The organism is Natronoarchaeum sp. GCM10025703, assembly GCF_042661985.1.
Classification (GTDB): domain Archaea; phylum Halobacteriota; class Halobacteria; order Halobacteriales; family Natronoarchaeaceae; genus Natranaeroarchaeum.
Genome location: NZ_JBHSZF010000001.1, coordinates 2,029,670 through 2,048,384, shown reverse-complemented (window position 1 = coordinate 2,048,384; position 18,715 = coordinate 2,029,670). Strand labels below are relative to the sequence as shown.

15 protein-coding genes, 1 tRNA gene and 7 pseudogenes are annotated in these 18,715 nt (G+C 61.6%); 16 read left to right on the top strand and 7 right to left on the bottom strand.

Going from position 1 to position 18,715, the window contains the following annotated elements:
• Positions 1-8 precede the first annotated feature (8 nt).
• The 4 genes and pseudogenes from ACFQH2_RS11360 (at position 9) to ACFQH2_RS11345 (ending at position 2,968) form a co-directional block, all read left to right on the top strand.
• Positions 9-809, top strand: a complete 801-nt coding sequence (locus ACFQH2_RS11360; RefSeq protein ID WP_377053689.1) for a translation initiation factor IF-2 subunit alpha — start codon at positions 9-11, stop codon at positions 807-809.
• Entirely contained in the window at positions 809-991 is a 183-nt protein-coding gene (locus tag ACFQH2_RS11355; protein WP_377053687.1) for an RNA-protein complex protein Nop10, read from the top strand. Before ACFQH2_RS11360 ends, ACFQH2_RS11355 begins: the two co-directional genes overlap by 1 nt.
• A gap of 5 nt (positions 992-996) precedes the next feature.
• Positions 997-1,751: pseudogene (locus ACFQH2_RS11350) on the top strand (proteasome assembly chaperone family protein).
• A gap of 113 nt (positions 1,752-1,864) precedes the next feature.
• Complete coding sequence (locus ACFQH2_RS11345) at positions 1,865-2,968, top strand: pyridoxal-phosphate-dependent aminotransferase family protein (protein ID WP_377053683.1); 1,104 nt, start codon at positions 1,865-1,867, stop codon at positions 2,966-2,968.
• On the opposite strand, the pseudogene ACFQH2_RS11340 reads toward ACFQH2_RS11345, so the two are convergent.
• Both ACFQH2_RS11340 and ACFQH2_RS11335 read right to left on the bottom strand, forming a co-directional pair.
• A pseudogene (locus tag ACFQH2_RS11340) lies at positions 2,965-3,866 on the bottom strand (acetamidase/formamidase family protein). The gene ACFQH2_RS11345 and the pseudogene ACFQH2_RS11340 overlap by 4 nt on opposite strands.
• 67 nt (positions 3,867-3,933) lie before the next feature.
• Complete coding sequence (locus tag ACFQH2_RS11335) at positions 3,934-5,118, bottom strand: tRNA sulfurtransferase (RefSeq protein ID WP_377053679.1); 1,185 nt, start codon at positions 5,116-5,118, stop codon at positions 3,934-3,936.
• Positions 5,119-5,568: 450 nt separating this feature from the next.
• Between ACFQH2_RS11335 and dpsA the strand changes: the two genes are divergently transcribed.
• The 6 genes and pseudogenes from dpsA to ACFQH2_RS11305 all read left to right on the top strand — a co-directional run bounded on the left by dpsA (position 5,569) and on the right by ACFQH2_RS11305 (position 10,134).
• Complete coding sequence (dpsA, locus tag ACFQH2_RS11330; protein WP_377053677.1) at positions 5,569-6,117, top strand: DNA starvation/stationary phase protection protein DpsA; 549 nt, start codon at positions 5,569-5,571, stop codon at positions 6,115-6,117.
• 169 nt (positions 6,118-6,286) lie between these two features.
• Positions 6,287-7,570 (top strand): annotated as a pseudogene (locus tag ACFQH2_RS11325) (PAS domain S-box protein); the annotation flags it as partial.
• A gap of 80 nt (positions 7,571-7,650) precedes the next feature.
• Positions 7,651-7,719 (top strand): annotated as a pseudogene (locus ACFQH2_RS11320) (hypothetical protein); the annotation flags it as partial.
• 15 nt (positions 7,720-7,734) lie between these two features.
• Positions 7,735-8,424, top strand: a complete 690-nt coding sequence (locus ACFQH2_RS11315; protein ID WP_377076993.1) for a sensor histidine kinase — start codon at positions 7,735-7,737, stop codon at positions 8,422-8,424.
• Between the two features lie 93 nt (positions 8,425-8,517).
• Positions 8,518-8,850 carry a winged helix-turn-helix transcriptional regulator gene (locus ACFQH2_RS11310; protein WP_377053674.1) on the top strand — a complete coding sequence of 111 codons (333 nt, stop codon included), beginning with the start codon at positions 8,518-8,520 and terminating at the stop codon, positions 8,848-8,850.
• A gap of 61 nt (positions 8,851-8,911) precedes the next feature.
• A pseudogene (locus tag ACFQH2_RS11305) lies at positions 8,912-10,134 on the top strand (iron-containing alcohol dehydrogenase family protein).
• Positions 10,135-10,187: 53 nt separating this feature from the next.
• Here the strand turns inward: ACFQH2_RS11305 and ACFQH2_RS11300 are convergent.
• Positions 10,188-10,403 carry a hypothetical protein gene (locus ACFQH2_RS11300; RefSeq protein WP_377053670.1) on the bottom strand — a complete coding sequence of 72 codons (216 nt, stop codon included), beginning with the start codon at positions 10,401-10,403 and terminating at the stop codon, positions 10,188-10,190.
• Positions 10,404-10,546: 143 nt separating this feature from the next.
• Between ACFQH2_RS11300 and ACFQH2_RS11295 the strand changes: the two genes are divergently transcribed.
• Together ACFQH2_RS11295 and ACFQH2_RS11290 are read left to right on the top strand one after the other, a co-directional pair.
• A complete protein-coding gene (locus ACFQH2_RS11295) occupies positions 10,547-11,473 on the top strand; it encodes a winged helix-turn-helix domain-containing protein (RefSeq protein ID WP_377053668.1) in 927 nt (308 codons plus the stop codon).
• Between the two features lie 609 nt (positions 11,474-12,082).
• Positions 12,083-12,352, top strand: a complete 270-nt coding sequence (locus ACFQH2_RS11290) for a hypothetical protein (RefSeq protein ID WP_377076751.1) — start codon at positions 12,083-12,085, stop codon at positions 12,350-12,352.
• Between the two features lie 288 nt (positions 12,353-12,640).
• Here ACFQH2_RS11290 and ACFQH2_RS11285 read toward each other — a convergent pair whose 3' ends face one another.
• The 3 genes and pseudogenes from ACFQH2_RS11285 to ACFQH2_RS11275 all read right to left on the bottom strand — a co-directional run bounded on the left by ACFQH2_RS11285 (position 12,641) and on the right by ACFQH2_RS11275 (position 15,023).
• Positions 12,641-12,811: a hypothetical protein gene (locus ACFQH2_RS11285; RefSeq protein WP_377077026.1), complete on the bottom strand. Its 171-nt coding sequence runs from the start codon at positions 12,809-12,811 to the stop codon at positions 12,641-12,643.
• A gap of 142 nt (positions 12,812-12,953) precedes the next feature.
• A pseudogene (locus tag ACFQH2_RS11280) lies at positions 12,954-13,337 on the bottom strand (alpha/beta fold hydrolase); the annotation flags it as partial.
• 366 nt (positions 13,338-13,703) lie between these two features.
• On the bottom strand, positions 13,704-15,023 hold the full coding sequence (locus ACFQH2_RS11275) for a PQQ-binding-like beta-propeller repeat protein (RefSeq protein WP_377053662.1): 1,320 nt from the start codon (positions 15,021-15,023) through the stop codon (positions 13,704-13,706).
• Positions 15,024-15,243: 220 nt separating this feature from the next.
• Here ACFQH2_RS11275 and ACFQH2_RS11270 point away from each other — a divergent pair, with 220 nt between their 5' ends.
• From ACFQH2_RS11270 to ACFQH2_RS11260, 3 genes are all read left to right on the top strand, one after another.
• Positions 15,244-16,098, top strand: a complete 855-nt coding sequence (locus tag ACFQH2_RS11270) for a ZIP family metal transporter (protein WP_377053660.1) — start codon at positions 15,244-15,246, stop codon at positions 16,096-16,098.
• A gap of 272 nt (positions 16,099-16,370) precedes the next feature.
• A complete protein-coding gene (locus tag ACFQH2_RS11265; RefSeq protein WP_377076750.1) occupies positions 16,371-17,168 on the top strand; it encodes an ATP-grasp domain-containing protein in 798 nt (265 codons plus the stop codon).
• Entirely contained in the window at positions 17,159-17,284 is a 126-nt protein-coding gene (locus tag ACFQH2_RS11260; RefSeq protein ID WP_377076749.1) for a hypothetical protein, read from the top strand. Before ACFQH2_RS11265 ends, ACFQH2_RS11260 begins: the two co-directional genes overlap by 10 nt.
• Before the next feature lie 258 nt (positions 17,285-17,542).
• Here the strand turns inward: ACFQH2_RS11260 and ACFQH2_RS11255 are convergent.
• Positions 17,543-17,617 (bottom strand) — tRNA-Arg (locus ACFQH2_RS11255).
• A 132-nt stretch (positions 17,618-17,749) separates the two neighbouring features.
• Between ACFQH2_RS11255 and ACFQH2_RS11250 the strand changes: the two are divergent.
• A pseudogene (locus ACFQH2_RS11250) lies at positions 17,750-18,603 on the top strand (geranylgeranylglycerol-phosphate geranylgeranyltransferase).
• Positions 18,604-18,715: the final 112 nt, after the last annotated feature.

The window sequence follows — 18,715 nt, the reverse complement described above, 5'->3', positions numbered from 1 at the left end:
GATCGACGATGAAATTTAGCGGTTGGCCCGAGTCCGGCGAACTCGTCGTCGGCGAGGTCGACGAGATCGAGGACTTCGGCGTCTTCGTCGATCTCAAAGAGTACGAGGACAAGCGCGGTTTGACCCACGTCAGCGAGGTCGCCTCCGGCTGGATCAAAAACGTCCGCGATCACGTCCGCGAAGGGCAGACCGTCGTCTGTAAAGTGCTGGACGTCGACGAGGACGCCCAGCAGATCGATCTCTCGATCAAGGACGTCAACGATCACCAGCGCTCCGAGAAGATTCAGGAGTGGAAGAACGAACAGAAAGCGGACAACTGGATGCTCCTCGCCTTTGGCGAGGATGTCGACGACGAGACGTACACGCGAGTCGCAAACGAGATCCTCGCCGAGTTCGGGAGTCTCTACGACGGCTTCGAGCAGGCGGCGATCCACGGCCACGAGGCCCTGGAAGCCACCGACCTCGACGACGACGAGATCGACGCGCTCGTCGAGACGGCCCGAGAGAACGTCTCGGTGCCCTACGTCAACGTCACCGGCTACGTTGATCTGGAGTGTCCGGCCCCGACCGGCGTCGACTCGATCAAGGAGGCACTCAAGGCCGCAGAGGGCAACGGCGAAGTGCCTGACGAAGTCGATCTTGAAGTCTCCTACGTCGGTTCGCCGGAGTACCGGATCAAAGTTCGAGCGCCGAACTACAAGACCGCCGAAACCCAACTCGAAACGAGCGCGGATCGGGCGATCAACGCGATCGAAGCGGTCGATGGCACCGGCCATTTCCACCGCGAGCGCCGTACTGACGACGAGTAATGAAGTCGGATATCCGGGTCTGTTCCACGTGGGAAACGGAACACGATCGCCCGGTGTACACCCTTTCTGATAGCTGTCCGGAGTGTGGGAGCGATGCCGTCAACAGCGCGCCTTCACCGTTCAACCCCGAAGATCCCTACGGGGAGTACCGACGCGCACTTAAGCGACGCGCCCGGGAGTAAGCCGTATGGACGAAGTCGATATCGAGAGCGTCGAGACTGTCGAGCTACAGGATCCGGTGCTCGTCGAAGGCCTGCCGGGTGTCGGCCACGTCGGGAAACTCGCCGCCGAACACCTGCTGGACGAGCTAGACGGAACGCTCGTACGACGCGTGTACTCCGACCAGTTCCCGCCGCAGGTCGAAGTCGGCGAGGAGGGCGTTGCAGAGCTCACCTGTGCGGAGTTTCACGCCGTCGAGACAGAGGGTCGTGATCTGCTCGTCCTCTCGGGAGATCATCAGGCCCAGAGCAACGAGGGCCATTACGAACTGACGAACGCCTTCCTCGACATCGCCGAGGAGTTCGGCGTGAGCGAGGTATACGCGCTCGGGGGCGTCCCGACGGGCGAGCTAATCGAGGAGTACGACGTGCTGGGCGCTGCCTCTCACGAGCACGTCGTCGAGCGACTGACCGATGCTGGCGTCGAGTTCCGTGAGTCCGAACCTGCGGGGGGATCGTCGGCGTGAGCGGCCTGCTGCTCGGCCTGGGTGGCCGCCGTGGCCACGACGCCGCCTGTCTCATGGGAGAGACTAGCGGCTATCTCGTCGACCCGAAGAGCGCGCAGGCAGTGCTGGAGATTCTCCAGTCCGAACTCGGTTTCGAGGTCGACTTCGAGAGTCTCGAAGAGCGCGCCGACGAGATGGAAGAAGTCATCGGCAAGATTCAGGAGATGGAACAACAACAGAACGTTCCGAGCGACGACGACCTGCGCTACATCGGCTGATTCTCTGCTGGCCGTTTCAGGACCGGTACTCGACCCAATCCTCACTTAGCCAGCGGCGTATCACAACATCCATACTTGCGCGCGTGGCAGACCCATACAGATAGGTGATATACGTGACAGAGAAACAGGAGTACACCGACGATTATCCCGAGAAAACGCTGTATCTCCCCGGTCCGACCGAAGTCCGAGAGGACGTCATCGACGCCATGGCTCAGCCGATGTTCGGCCATCGGATGGACCGGATGACCGACCTCTATACGACTATCGTCGAGGACACGAAGGAGTTCCTCGAGACTGACAACGACGTCATCATCCTCACTGCCTCGGGGACGGAGTTCTGGGAGGCCACGACGCTCAACCTCGTCGAGGACAACATGCTCGTGCCGACCCAGGGCGCGTTCAGCGAGCGACAGGCAAACGTCGCCGAGCGACTGGGGAAAGACGTCGACCGCATCGAGTACGAGTGGGGCGAGGCGGTCAAGCCCGACGACCTCCGCGACGCGCTCGAAGCGAACGACTACGATGCGGTCGGTGCCGTCATGAACGAAACTTCGACCGGCGTCCGCAATCCCATCGAAGAGATGGGCGACATCGTCGACGAGTATCCGGATACCTACTTCGTCGTCGACGCCATCTCCTGTCTGGGCGGCGACTTCATCGACATCGAGAAACACGGCATCGACGCCATCTTCACGTCGGTCCAGAAGGCCTTCGCGATGCCGCCGGGCCTGGCGGTCTGTGTCGTCAACGACGATGCCTACGACCGCGAGGAAGAGAAAAGCGACTCTTCGTGGTACGGCGGTTTCCGCCGGACGCTCGATTACTACGACCGGAAGGGTCAGACGCACTCGACGCCCGCGATTCCGATCATGCTGGCCTACCGCAAACAGATGAAGCACATGCTCGACGAGGGGCATCACGAACGGGACCAGCGCCATCAGGAGATGGCCGAGTACACCCGTGACTGGGCCCGCGAGCATTTCGGTCTCTTCCCCGAGGAAGGCTACGAGTCCCAGACGGTCACCTGCATCGAGAACACGCAGGGTATCGACGTCGCCGAGACTGTCGAGCAGGTCAGCGAGCAGTACGACATGGCCTTCTCCAGTGGCTACGGCGACCTCAGCGAGGAGTCGTTCCGGATCGGCCACATGGGCGAACACGACGTCGAGAGCATCAAGGAACTCACCGACGCCATCGAAGACGTCGCGGACCTCTAGAGCGGCGCTGAGAGGTATTTTTCGGCACTGCGTTCCGGACGGTGACGAGCGGATCGACGACCTGGCTTATTTCGAGGCCACCGACGAGACTGGAGAGCATGTACGCCTCCGTCGCAGACAGATCGTTGTCGGCGGCGAGCAGTCGGATCGCGTCCTCGTTGGCCAGTTCACAGGCCGTCTCTATCGTCTCCGCACTCGCAATCGTCTTCCACGCGTCAGCCGTTTCGACGAGCGGGCGCGCGCAGTTCTACGTCGGTCTCGACGAGGTCGACGGTCAGATCGATTTCGGTGGCGACCTCCGCGCCAGTTCCGCACATCTCGCCGTCGGCCATCGCGGCCTTGCAGTCGCCCATCGAAAAGAGCGCGCCGTCCTGAAACACCGGGAAGTACGCCGTGTTTCCGGCGCTCATGTCGGTCGTGTCGAGGTTCCCGCCGTGGTCGTGTGGGACGAGCGTGGTGAAGGACTCTTCGGCGGGCGCGACGCCGATGGTTCCGATCACCGGTTCGATTGGGACGTCGATGCCCTCGAACGATAGCTGACCGTCCTCGACCGGTGTCATTCTGGTCTCCGGTGCCTCGATCTGCGGGTAGCCATCGAGAAGGCCAAAGCCGTCGATCGTGATGACTCGCCCTTCGGGTTCGGCGATGCGTATCTCCTCGATTTCGATCCGGAGTACGTCGCCCGGCATCGCCCCCTCTACTGCAATCGGTCCGGTTGCCGCGTTTACCTCCCCGGGTACCTGATCGATCAGGTCGGATTCGGACTGGACCGCGCCGTCGAGGCTGTCTCTCGTTTCGATAGTCACTGCCGTTCCTGGGGGACGGTCTCGACGGGATCCATCTCCGGAGCGAACTCGTAGATCGCACCCTGCTCGTGTGAGACTGTCTCGCGTGACATGTTCGCTACTCCATCGTCCGATCACGTAAAATGTAGTCCCGACGAGTGGTGTATCGACCGAGGAAGGTTACCGCCCGAGTTCCAGTACGTCGGCCGCGCGGGCGTCCCGCTGGGCGCGTGCCTCGAGGTCGTCCGGTTCGAGTCGCAGGATCTTGTCGAGTGAGCCGTGAGTCTCCGCTTGCTCCGGGGCAAACCGGTTACAGCCAGCCGAGATGGTCGACGTATCGAAGGTGTCGAGCGTCCTGGCGCGTTCGACGATCTCCTCTTTGTCGACGGTCAGGAGCGGCCGGTGGACCGGCAGGTCGACCGCCTGACTCGTCACGCCCAGATTTGCCGTCGTCTGGCTCGACTTCTGTCCGATCGCTTCGCCGGTAACGATTCCGACTGCTTCGTTGTCCCTGGCGACGGTCTCGGCGACCTGATACATGTACCGTCGGAACGCGAGCATCCGCCCTTCGTCGATGGTTCGGGCGAGGAGGTCGACGGTCTCGCCGGCGTCGACGATCCGCAAGTCAAACGACTGGCCGGGCGCGTACTCCGCGAGTTTCCGGACGGCTTCGATCGCTCGCTGGCGGTGGTCGACACCGCCGTAGTCACCGAGGTCGAGATAGACGGGGAGGATCGGACTCCCGCGCCGCATGGCCTCGTGGGCGGCGACGGGCGAGTCGATACCGCCGCTGATCAACACGACGAGCGGTTCCTGGGTTCCGATCGGTAGGCCGCCCGGGCCCTGTCGTTTCTCGACGAACACGAACGCTTCCTCGTCCCGGCATTCGACGTAGAACGTCAGGTCCGGGTCGTCGAGGTCGACCTCTGGCTCGAAGCCTGACTCGACGGCCTCCCAGACAGCCTTGCCGCCGAACTCGCCGATATCCTCGCTATCGAACGGGGTCGTGTCGCCGGCGCGACGCGCCTCGACGGCGAAGCTACCGCCGGTGTAACACGCTTTTGCGGTCCGAGTGAGCGCGGCTTCGATCGATTCCCGGTCGGCATCGACGACGACTGCCGAGCTGGCAGAGACGACGCCGAAGACGTCGCTGGCGGCCGCCGTCGCCGCCTCTACGTCGGACTCGTCGACGTGGATCAGCGGGCGGGTCCATCGACGCTCGACATCGCCGTCGATTCCGCGGTCGGCCAGCATGGTCCGGACGCTCTCGGCAAGCCGGCGCTCCATCGACAACTGGACCTGCCGGCTCTTGGTGTTCACCTCGCCGTGTCGGAGCAGTACCGTGTCAGCGCCCGGTGGATGCATATCCTCGCGTAGACCGTAGCGGGATATACACCCTTTGGAAGGCGGATCCGTGGAGAGGACATGGCGGTTCCCGGACTCTTAGGCCGACCAAAACCTTTTTAGAATTAGGCGGACCTAACTTCACCTGATGAGCACCACGGCCGACGCGGACGAACGCGAAGCCCCGTCCGAGGACTCGCCAATGGTCGAAGCATGTGAGACCAGTCCCGGACGCGTAGTCTTTACTGAGAGCGGAAACACCGACGGTTGGATTGCGACTGATCTTACGGTCACCCTTTCTCGATAACCCGCTTTGCGACAGTTATCGTGCGCCGACAGCCGCCAGTATAGTCGTCTCCCCGACCGACTCCGTTACGTCTTAACTCAAATAAAAGATTACTTTTTGATTTCTAAAAACTCTTTTGGCAGGTATGAACCTTTAAGTGCATCGCCGCCCAAGTAATAGATGTCATGAGCTCCCAGAAACACGCCCGTCAGCGCTTCGACAATGTCGAAGAAAGCGAAGCCCTGCGGATTCCCGAAGACAAGGCCGAACAGCTAATCGAAGCACTGAACACCGACCTTGCCGCGACGTACGTCCTGTACCATCAGATCAAAAAGCACCACTGGCTCGTCGAGGGCGCGGAGTTCCTCGGTATCCACGAGTACCTCGGCGAAGTCTCGGCCGACCTCGAAGAAGGTGCCGACATGCTCGCGGAACGAGCGCAGGCGCTCGGCGGTGTCCCGCTCTCTGGCGGCGCGAACTACGAGGACCGCGCACCCGTGACCCCCGAAGACAAGGACGCCTACGACATCCGGACGTCCCTCGAGAACGACCTCGAGATATTCGGCGACATCACCGAACAGCTCCGCGAGCACGAACAGCTAGCGCGGAACCTCGGTGACCCGGCTACCGCGGAACTCCTTCGTGACGTCCTCATCGACGTTGAGGAGCACGGTCACCACCTCGAACACTACCTCGAGGACGACACGCTCGTCACCGAGGGTACGATGGAATAACAGGACGTCACCGCCTGCTGATCGGCCGACCGCAGCTCTCTCGTTTTTTTCGACTCGCCAGTCGGATCTGTGAACAATAAAGATTAATAAGTGGCACTCCGACTCGGACGGTATACCGGCGTACTGCGGGTGAGTCTGTGGGCCGTGCCCTGACCGGTTATCAGAGATTATGAACTCCCAGAACGCTGTTCTGTGTCTGTCCACTGACGCCGATGTCGTCGAACGGCTTGCCAGTCCCCTTCGCTGGTCGTATCCGCGCATCTCAGTCGTTGCGACGACGGAACCGGACGACGCCGTATCTCGTATCGAAGCCGGTGACGTCGACTGTGTTCTCGCCGACGCGGAAACTGTCGAGTCGACCCCGGCCGTGCTCGCCGCGGTCCGAGAACAGTACCCCGCAGTCCCCCTGCTGTTGTTGTCTACCTCCGACATCGACGGCGATAGCGTCATCGCCGAAATCGTCGATTTCGTCCAACTCGACGGGGAGGACGCCGACGCCGCGCTCGGTGGCTGGGTCGCGAACGCTGTCGTCCACGGCTCCGGCCCCGCTACCCACCCGGTCGGCTCTCCGCCCGAGGACACGGTCCACGATATCAAGCGCCTGCTCGTCGACGCCAGTTCGCCGATGGATATCGAACACGCAGTCTGCAATCAGCTAACCGACGCTGGCCGGTACACCTTTGCGTGGGTCGGCGAGTACGATCCGGGCGAACGCCAGGTCGTTCCCTGGGTGACGAGCACTGCTCCCGAGGAGTGGCCCACCTCCCGGACCTTCGGCGTCGGGGCGAGAGCGCCGGATACCGTCCTTGACGACCTGCTTCGGACGCGCGAGACCCAGATCGTCGACGATATCGAGGCGCATCCGGCGGCCGTCCCCTGGCGGTCGGCCGCGCTCCAGCAGGGCTGTGTCGCTGCTGCGTTCCTCCCGCTGGCCGAGAACGGCGACCTCCACGGCGTGCTCGGCGTCTACACCGATTCGGAGAACGGGTTCAGCGACGTGGAGCGAAGCGTCCTCGAAGAGGTAGCAGAGACGACCGCTCACGTGCTCGATTCGATAGCTGTCCGGGGAGAGATCGACCAGCAAGAGCGAGTGCTGGAGCGCTACGAACGGCTCGTCGAGACCGTCGGCGACGGGATGTACGCGCTCGACTCGGAGGGGCACTTCATGACGGTCAACAACGGTCTGCTGGAGATGACCGGCTACGCTCGTGAGGGGCTGCTGGGCGAACACGTCTCGATACTACTGGACGACGACGACAGCGCCCGCCGTCGAGAGACCGTCGAGCGGTTAGAAAACGACCCCGACCGTCAAAAAGAGGCCGTCGAAATAACGATCAACTGCAAGGATGGAACGCGGGTCCCCTGTGAGAACCAGATCGCGCTGCTTCCCCAGGATGACTCGCTGCGTGGGACCGTCGGGGTCCTCCGGGACATCACCGAGCGCAAGAAACGCGAGCGCGAGCTGAGCGCCAGAACGAACGACTCGAAGCGTTCGCCAGGATCGTTAGCCATGACCTCCGAAACCCGCTTTCGGTGGCACAGGGCTACGTCGACCTCCTTGCCGAACAGGTTGGTGATCTGGACGCCCTCGACAACGTCCGTGACGGTCTCAATCGGATGGAAGACATCATCGGCGACGTGCTGGCACTCGCCCGCCACGGCCAGACCGTCACCGAGACCCAACAGCTCACTCTCGATGAGGTCGTTACCGACGCGTGGTCCAACGTCATGACTCAGAAAGCCCGGATCGAGATTGAGAGCTCCGGGGCTATCGCGGCCGACCGCTCTCGTCTCCTGCGGTCGTTCGAGAACCTGTTTCGGAACGCTGTCGAGCACGGCTCGACAAGCCCTGACTCGCAACCTCGTCAGGATAGTGTGGAGCATGGCTCCACGAACAGTCGGTCGCAGACCGACGACTCTGTCGAGCATGGCTCGACGAGCCCTGACTCGCAAACGCAGCAGGACACCAAAGCGCAAAGCGCTTCGAGCCCTGACTCGCAACCTCGTCAGGACGCCGTGAAAGTGACGGTTCGCGTCGGCTTGCTCCCTGCCGTCGACGGCGTCCCCACCGCTGATTCCTCGCGCTCGACCGGCTTCTACGTCGAGGACGACGGGCCAGGGATGCCCGAGGAGGTCCGCAAGAACGCCTTCGACTCCTCGTTTACCACCTCCGACGAGGGTCTCGGGATCGGCCTGTGGGTCGTCAGGGAGGTCGCCTCCGCACACGGCTGGACCGTCGACGTTACCGAGAGCGAGAGCGGTGGCGCACGGTTCGAGTTCCGCGACGTGCGCGCCCATCCGGAGTAAGTGCCGGCCACCAGTGGTTGGGCCCCACCCGGTTGCGTTCCGATAGCTGGTTCGTCACAGAACCTATATGGGGCCGTCGCGTACGAATCTCGTATGGCAACAGGTGCACCTCAGGACGAGAAACATCACGGCGAGGACGTCTGCTCGGTCGTCGATTCGCTCGAACAGATCGGCTCCCAGTGGCGACTGATCGTCCTCAACGATCTACAGGACGGCGAGAAACGGTTCAACGAACTCAAACGGTCGACTGACGCCAGTTCGCGGACCCTTTCGCGGGTGCTCGACGACCTCCAGGAGATGGGCTTTGTGACACGTCGAATGGAGGAGGACGCCCCCGTCGCGACCTACTACGATCTAACCGAAAAGGGTGCATCGCTCTGTCCGGTGTTCGACGAGATAGAGGCCTGGGCCGACGAGTGGCTGTAGACGCTCTGCGGACTGCTCCAGCGACAGTACAACATCTCCGGCGTTTGGCAGGCCCACCGACATGAGTGATCCAGTCTCCCTCTCGACGAGCAGGTTCGAGTACGACCCCGGCGTGATCCGCTTGGGTCGGGGCTGTGTATCCGCGCTTGCGGACGAACTCGACCGGCAGGGGTGCACCAACGCCCTCGTCGTCTGTGGACGGACAGTCGGTTCGACGCCTGCAGTTCTCGACCCGGTAACCGAGGGACTCGATGACCGTCTCGCTGGCATCTTCGCCGAGACGACACCGGAGAAACTGCTTGGCACCGCCGTCGACGGCGTCGAACGCTTGCGCGAAGTCGAGGCCGACACCGTGGTGAGCCTCGGCGGCGGCAGTAGCCTCGACACAGCCAAAGTCCTCAGCGTCCTCGCGGCGACGGATCGCTCCCCCGCCGAAGTCGGCGACGAGCAGCAACATCGGGAACTATCCCCGTCCCGGAGGACGGTCTCCCGGCTATCGTCGCGGTGCCGACGACCTTCGCCGGCGCGGATCTCTCACAGGGCGCGGGCGTGAACGCCGACCCCGAAAACGGCCTCGTCGACGAACCGGTCAGCGGCGGCGTCTCCGACCCGCAACTCATGCCTACGGCGGTGTTTGCCGATCCCGCCCTGTTCACAACGACGCCGTACGACGTGCTCGCTGGCTCGGCGATGAACGGCTTCGACAAGGGCGTCGAGACGCTCTACGCTCGCAACGGGACACCCGTCTCCGACGCCACTGCGATGCGCGGCCTGCGTCTGCTCGCCGATGCACTGCCCGCGCTCGATGCCGATTCGTCGAGTCCGGAGACGATGGATCGCGCCGTCGAAGGCTCCCTGCTCGTACAGTACGGCGTCTCCCGGCCGGACGGGAGCACCCTTTCCATCATTCATGCGTTCGGCCACGCGCTCCGACACCACGCCGGACTGCAACAGGGCACCGCCCACGCCATCGTTGCCCCGCACGCGCTCGACTATCTGTTCGAGCAGGTTGACGGCCGCCGGACCCTCCTCGCGCGGGCACTCGATGTCCAGACTGCAGAGCGGTCTTCGGACGCAGTATCCGATGGTATCGTCGACGCCGTCACCGAGGTTCGGGATTCGCTGGGAGTGACGACACGACTCCGATCGGTCGACGGCATCGAGCGGTCGGATCTCGGGGCAGTCGCTGAGACGACGCTGGCGGACCGCTTCATGGCTCAGGTGCCGGAAGGGCTGGATCCGACCGTCGAGGACCTGCGAGCGGTGCTCGAAGCGGCGTGGTGATCCGGAGCCTGCAGGTTCCGGGTGATTGTTGCAGAGGTAGCCATCCTCGAAACCTACTCAGTGGTTCGACCGCGCTGGAGATGGGCCCTCCCAGGCGCGAGCGTCTCGCGGTCATATGCCACCAGCAGGAACGCCAGGACGACGAGTACCATCGCGACTCGTGTCGCCGTCGGTGCAACCGACCCAGCGGCGGCGCTTCCGCCCCCATCGCCCGGTAGCGGCGCGGGCAAGAGCGCCTCCGTAGAGTTCCACCCGGCGTGAAACAGCATCGTGCTTATCTGCGGAGTCGTTCGACTGTGAGCTATGCCGGTCGGAACAGAGGGGTGATCCAGGCGTTGGAGCACCGACCAACGATACCGAGGCGAACTCCCGCGTGCCGTGGTTTCAATACTGGAGCGGTAGTTCACCCTGTATGGGAGCGGATCGGTCTGCGGACGACGTGTTCGGGCTTTTGTCCGACGAGATCCGACTCGACATCCTCCGGACAGTCGCGCTCGCACAGCACGAGGAAAAGAAGAAAACGGGAGTCGCTTCCCTGTCGTTTTCGACCATCTACGACCGTGTCGACGTCGACAACACCGCGAAACTATCGTACCACCTCGGTGAACTCACCGGGACGTTTCTCAGAAAACACGACGGAGGCTACGCGTTCACCCATGCTGGCGAGCAGTTAGTTCGCTTCATTCTCGCCGAGAACTACTGCTCACCGTCGGATTTCGGGACTATCGAGACGGAGGGAGCCTGTCTGTTCTGTGGCGAACGCGCTCTCGAAGCGATGGTCGAGGACCAGTTTTTCATGATTCGGTGTTCCGACTGCGAGCGTCCCGCGTTCTCGTACAAGATCAGGCCAGCGCAGGTGCGGTCTCACTCGGTGGATGCCCTGATCGACACAGTCATCTGGGAACTGGCCGGCGACTTTCTCAAGATGCGCCAGGGCGTCTGCCCGGACTGTGCTGGGCGCATCGAGACGTCGGTGGTGGATGCGGACGATGTCCCGACCCCCGAAATCGTGCCTGCGTCCTTCGCCACGCTTAGCGATTGTCAGGAGTGCCTGCGCTTCTTGAGCGTCCCACTCACCCACGCCCCTGCCTACCATCCGGAGTCAATCTCGTTTCACTGGGAACACGGTATCGACATCATGAGTACGGGACCCTGGGAGTTCCATCACTTTCTCCACGAGGGGCAGTGGAGCACGGAACGCGTCGAGAGCGACCCCGGTAAGTACCGAGTCGAGTTCCAACAGGAGACGAACTCGCTTCGACTGTATCTCGACGAGAACGCCGTGGTCAGACGAACCGAGCGCGTGCGAGATCGGAGCCGGAGCGATCGACGTTCGTAACAGAAACCTTTCAAAATACTCGTTTGGCGAATCGAGAGGGTTTACGATCACTCTGCTGAATACGTGCAGTATGCGCCAATTCCTCCCTGTAGCACTCAAACCAGATTTTGAATCGGTTCCGATAATATATCAAAAACTCTATAATATTTATGTGGGAGACGCTCGGAAGTGAGCATGTGGTGTTCGACCGATGAATCCGAACGAAACGATCGATTCGACAGACTCTGACGCACAGCATCGAACTGACGCTGCCGCTTCAGCGAAGCCTCTGGGACGGTGGCTCCTGCTGATGGGAACGCCGGTTCTGCTCGGAGCCCTGTTCCTGATCCATCCCGACGGTAGCGGTGGACTCGAGGGTCTTCTCGCGGTGAGTGAAACGTGGCTCGACCTTCACGTCGCGATGTTGAGCATGCTCGGACTGCTCGGCGCATGCTTTTACGTGTTGTTGCAGGGATACACCGGTCCCGTCGCCACAGTCGGACGGGTTGGGGTTGGCATCTACATGACGTTCTACATCGCCTTCGAGGCGATCCGCGGGATCGCAACGGGGCTGTTGGTCCACGATGCCCACACCCTGCCGGCCGAACAGCAGGAGGAGTCGCAGCGGCGGTGGACGTACTTGCCACGCCGTCGACAGTGCTCGGCGCTCTTGGGAGCCTCGGAGCGCTCGTCGCCGTCGTCGCGATCAGCGTGCTCCTGCGTCGGTCCGGAGCACCGCTGGTCCCCGCCGTCCTGCTCGGTGGGGCACCGTTCGCAACCGTGTTCCACGCCGGGACTCCGCTAGACGCAGTCGGAATGGGTATGTTCCTCGCCGGCGTGATCTGGCTCGAACTGGGCTGGCGGCGTAGCGATGACCACCAGGCCACGCAAGCGACCTGAGAGGCCGTCACAAAACCGTCATTCGATATGTCTCAGCAAGAGACCACACCAACGACTTCGACCGAAGAAACGGAGCGACATCGGACCGATCGCTCGGTATCAGGACCGGCGTGCCGACGCCCACTACGAGAAGATGGGCTGTCGCTGGAACCAGGAACCGCACGACGTCGTCGAACGAGCGGATCTGTCGGTCCAGGACGCGACATCCGGGCTGTTTGGCGTGATCACAACGTTCGAGATCTGGCCGGAATGAGCCCGCGCATCGAACCGACTCCACCCGCGAGGCTCTCACGTCTCCCGATCCGCAGTGAGCCACTCGAATACGTCTCTTTGATGATCGAGTAGCGTCCCGAGATGATCGGTTTCGGACGTTACCAGCGTCCCGTCGGTAGCCTCCACCAGTTCGCGGACGGGCGTGAGCGGCGTGTTCTCGTCCTCTGAGCCGTGCCAGGCATGCATGGGGACGGACGACCCTGTCGATTCTGAACGAATCCGTCGTGAACGACCGATTCTCCCGTGCGACTGCCTTCGACCCCTGCTGGAGGGCTTCCTGAAAGTCGTCGGCGACCGCCCGAGAAACCGGGTCGGAGACCGACCGATCGGTGTACTGCCCGACGACCGCCTCTGGCCCCCGGACTGATGCCAGTACGCCGGACAGCCCAAACAGTATGCGCAGTGCAAAGGGGATCTTCGAGAGTTTCGCCAGTCCGTTCTCGGCCGGCGGAACGACGGTGCTAACCAGACCGAGTCGGTTCGCCCACTCGCTGGTCGCCGCCGCGAGCGCGAACGGGCCACCGCCGGAAAAGCCCACCACTGCGGCCCGTTCGATCGACTCTGCATCGAGGAGTTCGGTCAGGTCCTCCTGCCAATCGTCCCAGGTCCAGTCACTGGGTGGCGACGACGACTGCCCATAACCGGGTCGGTCCGGAACGATGAGTCTGACTCCTTCCTCGCTCGCGGCCTCCGACAGGACCGCGGCGAACAATCGTGAGCCGGGAGTTCCGTGATGGGCAACGACTGGGTAGCCATCCGGATCACCACCGCTGATGTACGCGAGCGTTCGTCCGTCCGATAGCGTGTGCGTGTTCGTCGAGAGGGGGTATTCTGATCTGTCATAGGGGGAACCATTCGTTGGGTTTCATCGATATACTGCTGAATCTGATTACGATACCACTCGTTCCTCGTGATTGACTTGTCTACTCAATGGTAACAGTTCCATTGATATTGATCCGGTCGTCAGTGGTGCGGAGTGAATCGCCTTCGGATCCGGAAGTCGGACTCCCAGTCGCTCCATCCTGGGGCCAAGAACGACGTTTCGAGTGTCCTGTGGCATATGTCGTCTTTCAGACGGCTACTCCTCAGCCAACGCGGCGACGTACCCGCTGTCCGTCCCGACGACTGCGCGCGTTCCCTCCACGGCAGGCTGGGTCAAACGACCACCATGCGAGAACGACCACCGTTCGGTACCGTCAGGCGCGTACGCACGGAGCTGCTGACTCTCCTCCTCTTTACCGCCACGGACGACGAGCGTCTGGGGGTTCCCAGCAACAATCGATGGCTGTTGGGGTACCGATTGCTTCCATCGTCGGTCCCCAGTTGCCGCATCGACGGCATGGACGCTCCCGGTAATGGTGGAGATACAGACTGTACTGCCCACGACCACTGGCGCATCGCGCGTGTCTCCGTCGGTGGAGTACCGCCAGTGCTCTGTGCCGTCCGAGGAATCGACGCCGAACAGCCAGCCACCGTACTCGGTGATGAATACCATGTCGCCCGACTGGACTGCGCCCGTCGCGACGAACGGCTCGTCGACGGGTGCCGAAAACCGCCAGCGTTCGCTCCCGTCGGCCGCGTTTACTGCGACGACGGGATAGTTCCCAGCCTCGTTTTTCTGTTCGGATTCGAGATACATCGTATCGCCGAGCAGGCGGGGTTCGTGCGTGGCCGGTCGCATATCCCGATGCCAGCGCTCACTCCCGTCGCTAACTGCCAGGGCTGTCGTCCGGCGAGTACCCTCTACGGCGTAGAGAGTGTCGTCGTAGACAGTAGCATCTGTCGTGTCGCCGGCTTCGATGGACCAGCGCTGGTCCCCGTCGCTCGCCCGGATGGCGAACAGTTTCTCACCCGTTAGGCCGAACTCGTCGTCGGAGGTGCCGAGGTATGCAGCGTCCCCGGTACTGTCCAGCAGATGAAGGAATCGGTCGCGTGACTCCGTCGTCCACGTTTCCGACCCGTCGTCGATGCGAACGAGACGCTGCTCGATACCGTGTGTGCCGGCGCCCCATCCGACTATCACGTAGACGCCGTCTCCGACGACCGGAAATGACGCGACACCTGCGGGAGCTTCGTACCGCCACTGTTGGCTCCCATCGTCCGCTGCGAGGGCGTAGATGTTCTCGCTTCTCTCCGGGCGGACGTGATCACGGTCACTGGTCGCGTTGTCGTTAGTCCCGGCACCGACGTAGACGATATTGCCCTCGACAGTCGGTTGGTTCCGAACGGAGCCACCGGTCTGGCGCGTCCAGCGGACAGCATCGCCGGTCGGTCGCTCGTCGCCCTCGCCAGGCGAATCGGCGTCCTGTCTGTCTATGCAACCGGCGAGCCCGAGCGTGGCGAGAAGCCCACCGCGGAGGACCGCACGTCGCGCGCTCGACGGATCGTCGCTGACCATACTACATGTCTCTGTCCAACAGGGAATAAGTCCGCTGGAGGCACAAAGAGCGACTATCGTTACTGTCTCGCTCGCGATGTCGTGAGACCTCCTCAAGCGGTATCACAATCCGGAGGTCGAATGGAACCTGATGTGTTCTCTGTGGAATCAGTTCGTACAGCTGATTTCAGGCGTATATGGGTATATTCTTATAAAATTCCATCTCGTTTGGAGTTACGCAATGACCGTTGAGTTTACAGAGACCTTCGTCCGACTCGCCGGGAATTCTCCAGTGATGCAGGCGCTTGCTGGAGGGATCATCATTGCCCTACTGAACCTTGTTGGGGCCTCGCTCGTTCTCGTCTGGCGAAATCCGTCCGAGCGGGCTCTAGATAGTATGCTTGGCTTCGCCGCCGGTGTAATGCTCGCAGCGGCCTTTACCAGTCTTATAATTCCTGGCATCGAAGAGTACTCCGGAGGAAACCCGCTCCCGACACTGATCGGCGTCGGGATCGGCGCGTTATTCCTTGACCGCGCGGACGCTCTAGTTCCCCACGCACACTATCTTCTGACGGGCGAACGACGAAGGGACGCAGCGGAACCGGACGAGACGCTTCCGGTCACTGACGAGCGACTGGCTGGCGTAGTACTGTTCATTTTAGCCATCACGTTGCACAATATGCCCGAAGGTCTGGCCGTTGGGGTCGGGTTCGGTGCCGCAGCAGGAGATCCGGCACAACTCGGGAGTGCGTTGTCTTTGATGCTCGCTATCGGTCTTCAAAACATCCCCGAAGGATTGGCTGTGTCTGTGGCAGCGATAAACGCTGGCCTCGACAGGCGGCTCTATGCTGCAATCGCTGGGGTCCGAGCAGGGGTCGTCGAAATCCCACTCGCGGTGCTGGGAGCCGTTGCCGTGGCGACAGTCGAGCCGCTATTGCCATATGCGATGGGGTTTGCTGCAGGCGCAATGTTGTTCGTGATTTCCGACGAAATCATCCCCGAGACACACAGGAGTGGTCATGAACGCGTGGCGACGCTCGGACTCATGGCTGGGGTCATCATTATGCTGTACCTCGATATTGCATTAGCTGGTTGATATTTCTCTGCGCCTGAAGAGGCAGGAATCCCGAGCGGTGGGAGTTTCAGGTTTGTAACCACGACTCCGCCACTTCACGGGAATTTGCGTCTAACCCAGTCCTCGTAGTCGGTGGCTGTCTGGCCATTCCAGGTGGTCGTTACTCCTATCCTCGGCGTGAACACCGTGGTATTGCGCCTGCTCCGCGTATCAATCCGAGCACTGTGCACAGCGTCTACCGAGCACAGTTCACGACGCCCCATATTTTTGTATAGGTGATAGTGAGGTTACATATGGTTCAAGACCCGTTTCACCTCGCAATCGTAACGGGGAGGTTCGCACCACAACTGAGTGACGGTGGTCAACAGGTCGCGACAGCGCTTGCCGAGCGCGGCATCGATAGCGACCCCGTTATGTGGAACGACCCGACGGTTGACTGGCGTCGCTTCGATGGGGTGCTCGTTCGATCCTGCTGGGAGTATCCGGAGGACAGAGGTCGGTTTCAGACGATGTTGGACGAGATCGAGGACGCAGGCGTCCCCATCTGTAACCCCCTGTCTGTCCTTCGATGGAACCTGCACAAGAGCTACCTCCCCGCTCTTGATCGGGAGGGAGTCCAGATTCCGGCGACGACAGTGATCAAACAGGGCACAGATACGTCACTCGAAGAGGTCATTCGAACCAGCGGGTGGGACGATGTCGTCGTCAAACCTGCAATCGGCGCGATGTCGTCCGACGTGTGGCGAACATCGGCAACTGAGGTGGCTGAGTCGGAACAGCGATTTACTGACCACGTCACCGACCACGACGTTCTGGTCCAGGAGTTCGTCCCGGAGATCAGCGCTGGCGAACGGTCTATCGTGTTCTTCGGCGGCGAGTATAGCCACGCATGGAACAGCCTGCCCGCGGAGGACGACGTCACGGAGTTCGATGGAATCGATGCCGAGTACGACCCCCATCCGAGATCCGGCGGCAGGCTGGGGCAGTATTACAGTCGGCATGTGAGATCATCGGTCTCGAAAAGGACCGCCTTCCGTACGCCAGAATCGATTACGTACACCGTGATGATGACCTTCTACTCATGGAACTAGAACTGATCGAGCCGTATCTCGGTTTCGAACGCGGTGACGACACTATCGAGCGCTTCTGTGAGGAGGTGGTATCGTACTTCGAGGAGCGAACGTCGAGAGAGAGTTCTGGCGGGTAACCAGATCCGGCGTTCGTCCCAGTCTTTCGACGGACGCCATCGTTCTGTCGGCACACTAGTCGCCGCCTGGATCGTCGCCGCAGACATCGTGACTGGCGTCACCTATCCTGCCCGCGCCGATCTGTTTAAAATCGTTCCGAAAGGTCACGGACGCTGCAGGATTTGAACCCGGTGCAAACACTCGCTGTCGCTCGTGTATGCGTGATTCAAATCCTTCGCGGTATACTTTTCACTACTCACATTCGTTCGCAGGAAAAGTGGGCGCTGCAGGATTTGAACCCGCGGCATCTTGGTCCGAAGCCAAGTGCTCTGTCCAAGCTGAGCTAAGCGCCCGCACCCACAAATCCGAGGAGGGTAAAGTTAAACCCACTGATTTCGGGACCCGCACTACCCGTGCGAACACGGGTCATTCGTGGATGCGTTATTTCGCGTCTTTTATTTCGTGTGGCTGGGAGAGTAGTGAGTATGGACGTCCAGGCGCGGGTGCGAGGCTACGTCGAGTTGACGCGACCGATGAACGCGGTCGCTGCCGGAGTGTTGACGTTCATCGGTGCGTTCGTCGCCGGGGCTTCGACCGAAAACGTCTGGATGGTGGCTGCAGCGATGGCCGCGACAGCGATGGCGACCGGCGCAGGGAACGCGATCAACGACTACTTTGACCGGGAGATCGACCGGATCAATCAGCCACAGCGGCCGATCCCCCGTGGCGCGGTGAGCGAACGGGGGCGCTCTGGTTCAGTCTGGTCCTGTTTGCCGTCGCGACGGCGTTCGCGGTGACGCTACCGCCACTGGCTATCGGGATCGCGGCGTTCAATCTCCTTGCGCTTATCGCGTACACGGAGTTGTTTAAGGGGCTACCGGGCCTCGGCAACGCGCTGGTGGCGTATCTCGGAGGAAGCGCGTTCCTGTTCGGCGGTGCGGCGGTCGGTGACGTGGGCGCGTCGGCAGTGCTGTTCGTCCTCGCTGCCCTCTCGACGCTGACACGTGAGATCATCAAGGACGTCGAGGACATCGATGGCGACCGGGAGGAGGGACTGAATACGCTACCCATCGCAATCGGCGAGCGACCTGCCCTGCACGTCGCAACAGTGCTGTTACTCGTCGCCGTCGCCGCGAGTCCCATCCCGTATCTTCGGGGAACGTTCGGGGTTCTCTACCTGCTTGTCGTCGGTCCTGCGGTGCTCGTCATGCTGTTCGCGGTAGTCCGGAGTTATCGCCGGCCGAGAATCGGCCAGCAGTATCTCAAGTACGGTATGTTTCTGGCTGCGGTCGCGTTTATAATCGGTCGGATAGGTGTCGTATTACCGAGCGTATTGTAGTCGGCTATGGTGATTGGTTATTTCTCGTCCGTCACACTGACGATCAAAAGTACTATATGTGGGTATCGGTATACTTACACTAACACTCTCGACCAACACAGCAATCGGCTGT

Coding starts and splice junctions, on each gene's coding strand:
- dpsA (WP_377053677.1), top strand. CDS start 5,569: ATGAGCTCCCAGAAACACGCCCGTCAGCGCTTCGACAATGTCGAAGAA.
- ACFQH2_RS11360 (WP_377053689.1), top strand. CDS start 9: ATGAAATTTAGCGGTTGGCCCGAGTCCGGCGAACTCGTCGTCGGCGAG.
- ACFQH2_RS11315 (WP_377076993.1), top strand. CDS start 7,735: ATGGAAGACATCATCGGCGACGTGCTGGCACTCGCCCGCCACGGCCAG.
- ACFQH2_RS11265 (WP_377076750.1), top strand. CDS start 16,371: ATGGTTCAAGACCCGTTTCACCTCGCAATCGTAACGGGGAGGTTCGCA.
- ACFQH2_RS11295 (WP_377053668.1), top strand. CDS start 10,547: ATGGGAGCGGATCGGTCTGCGGACGACGTGTTCGGGCTTTTGTCCGAC.
- ACFQH2_RS11335 (WP_377053679.1), bottom strand. CDS start 5,118: ATGCATCCACCGGGCGCTGACACGGTACTGCTCCGACACGGCGAGGTG.
- ACFQH2_RS11310 (WP_377053674.1), top strand. CDS start 8,518: ATGGCAACAGGTGCACCTCAGGACGAGAAACATCACGGCGAGGACGTC.
- ACFQH2_RS11300 (WP_377053670.1), bottom strand. CDS start 10,403: ATGCTGTTTCACGCCGGGTGGAACTCTACGGAGGCGCTCTTGCCCGCG.
- ACFQH2_RS11285 (WP_377077026.1), bottom strand. CDS start 12,811: ATGCATGCCTGGCACGGCTCAGAGGACGAGAACACGCCGCTCACGCCC.
- ACFQH2_RS11270 (WP_377053660.1), top strand. CDS start 15,244: ATGACCGTTGAGTTTACAGAGACCTTCGTCCGACTCGCCGGGAATTCT.
- ACFQH2_RS11355 (WP_377053687.1), top strand. CDS start 809: ATGAAGTCGGATATCCGGGTCTGTTCCACGTGGGAAACGGAACACGAT.
- ACFQH2_RS11275 (WP_377053662.1), bottom strand. CDS start 15,023: ATGGTCAGCGACGATCCGTCGAGCGCGCGACGTGCGGTCCTCCGCGGT.
- ACFQH2_RS11260 (WP_377076749.1), top strand. CDS start 17,159: ATGGAACTAGAACTGATCGAGCCGTATCTCGGTTTCGAACGCGGTGAC.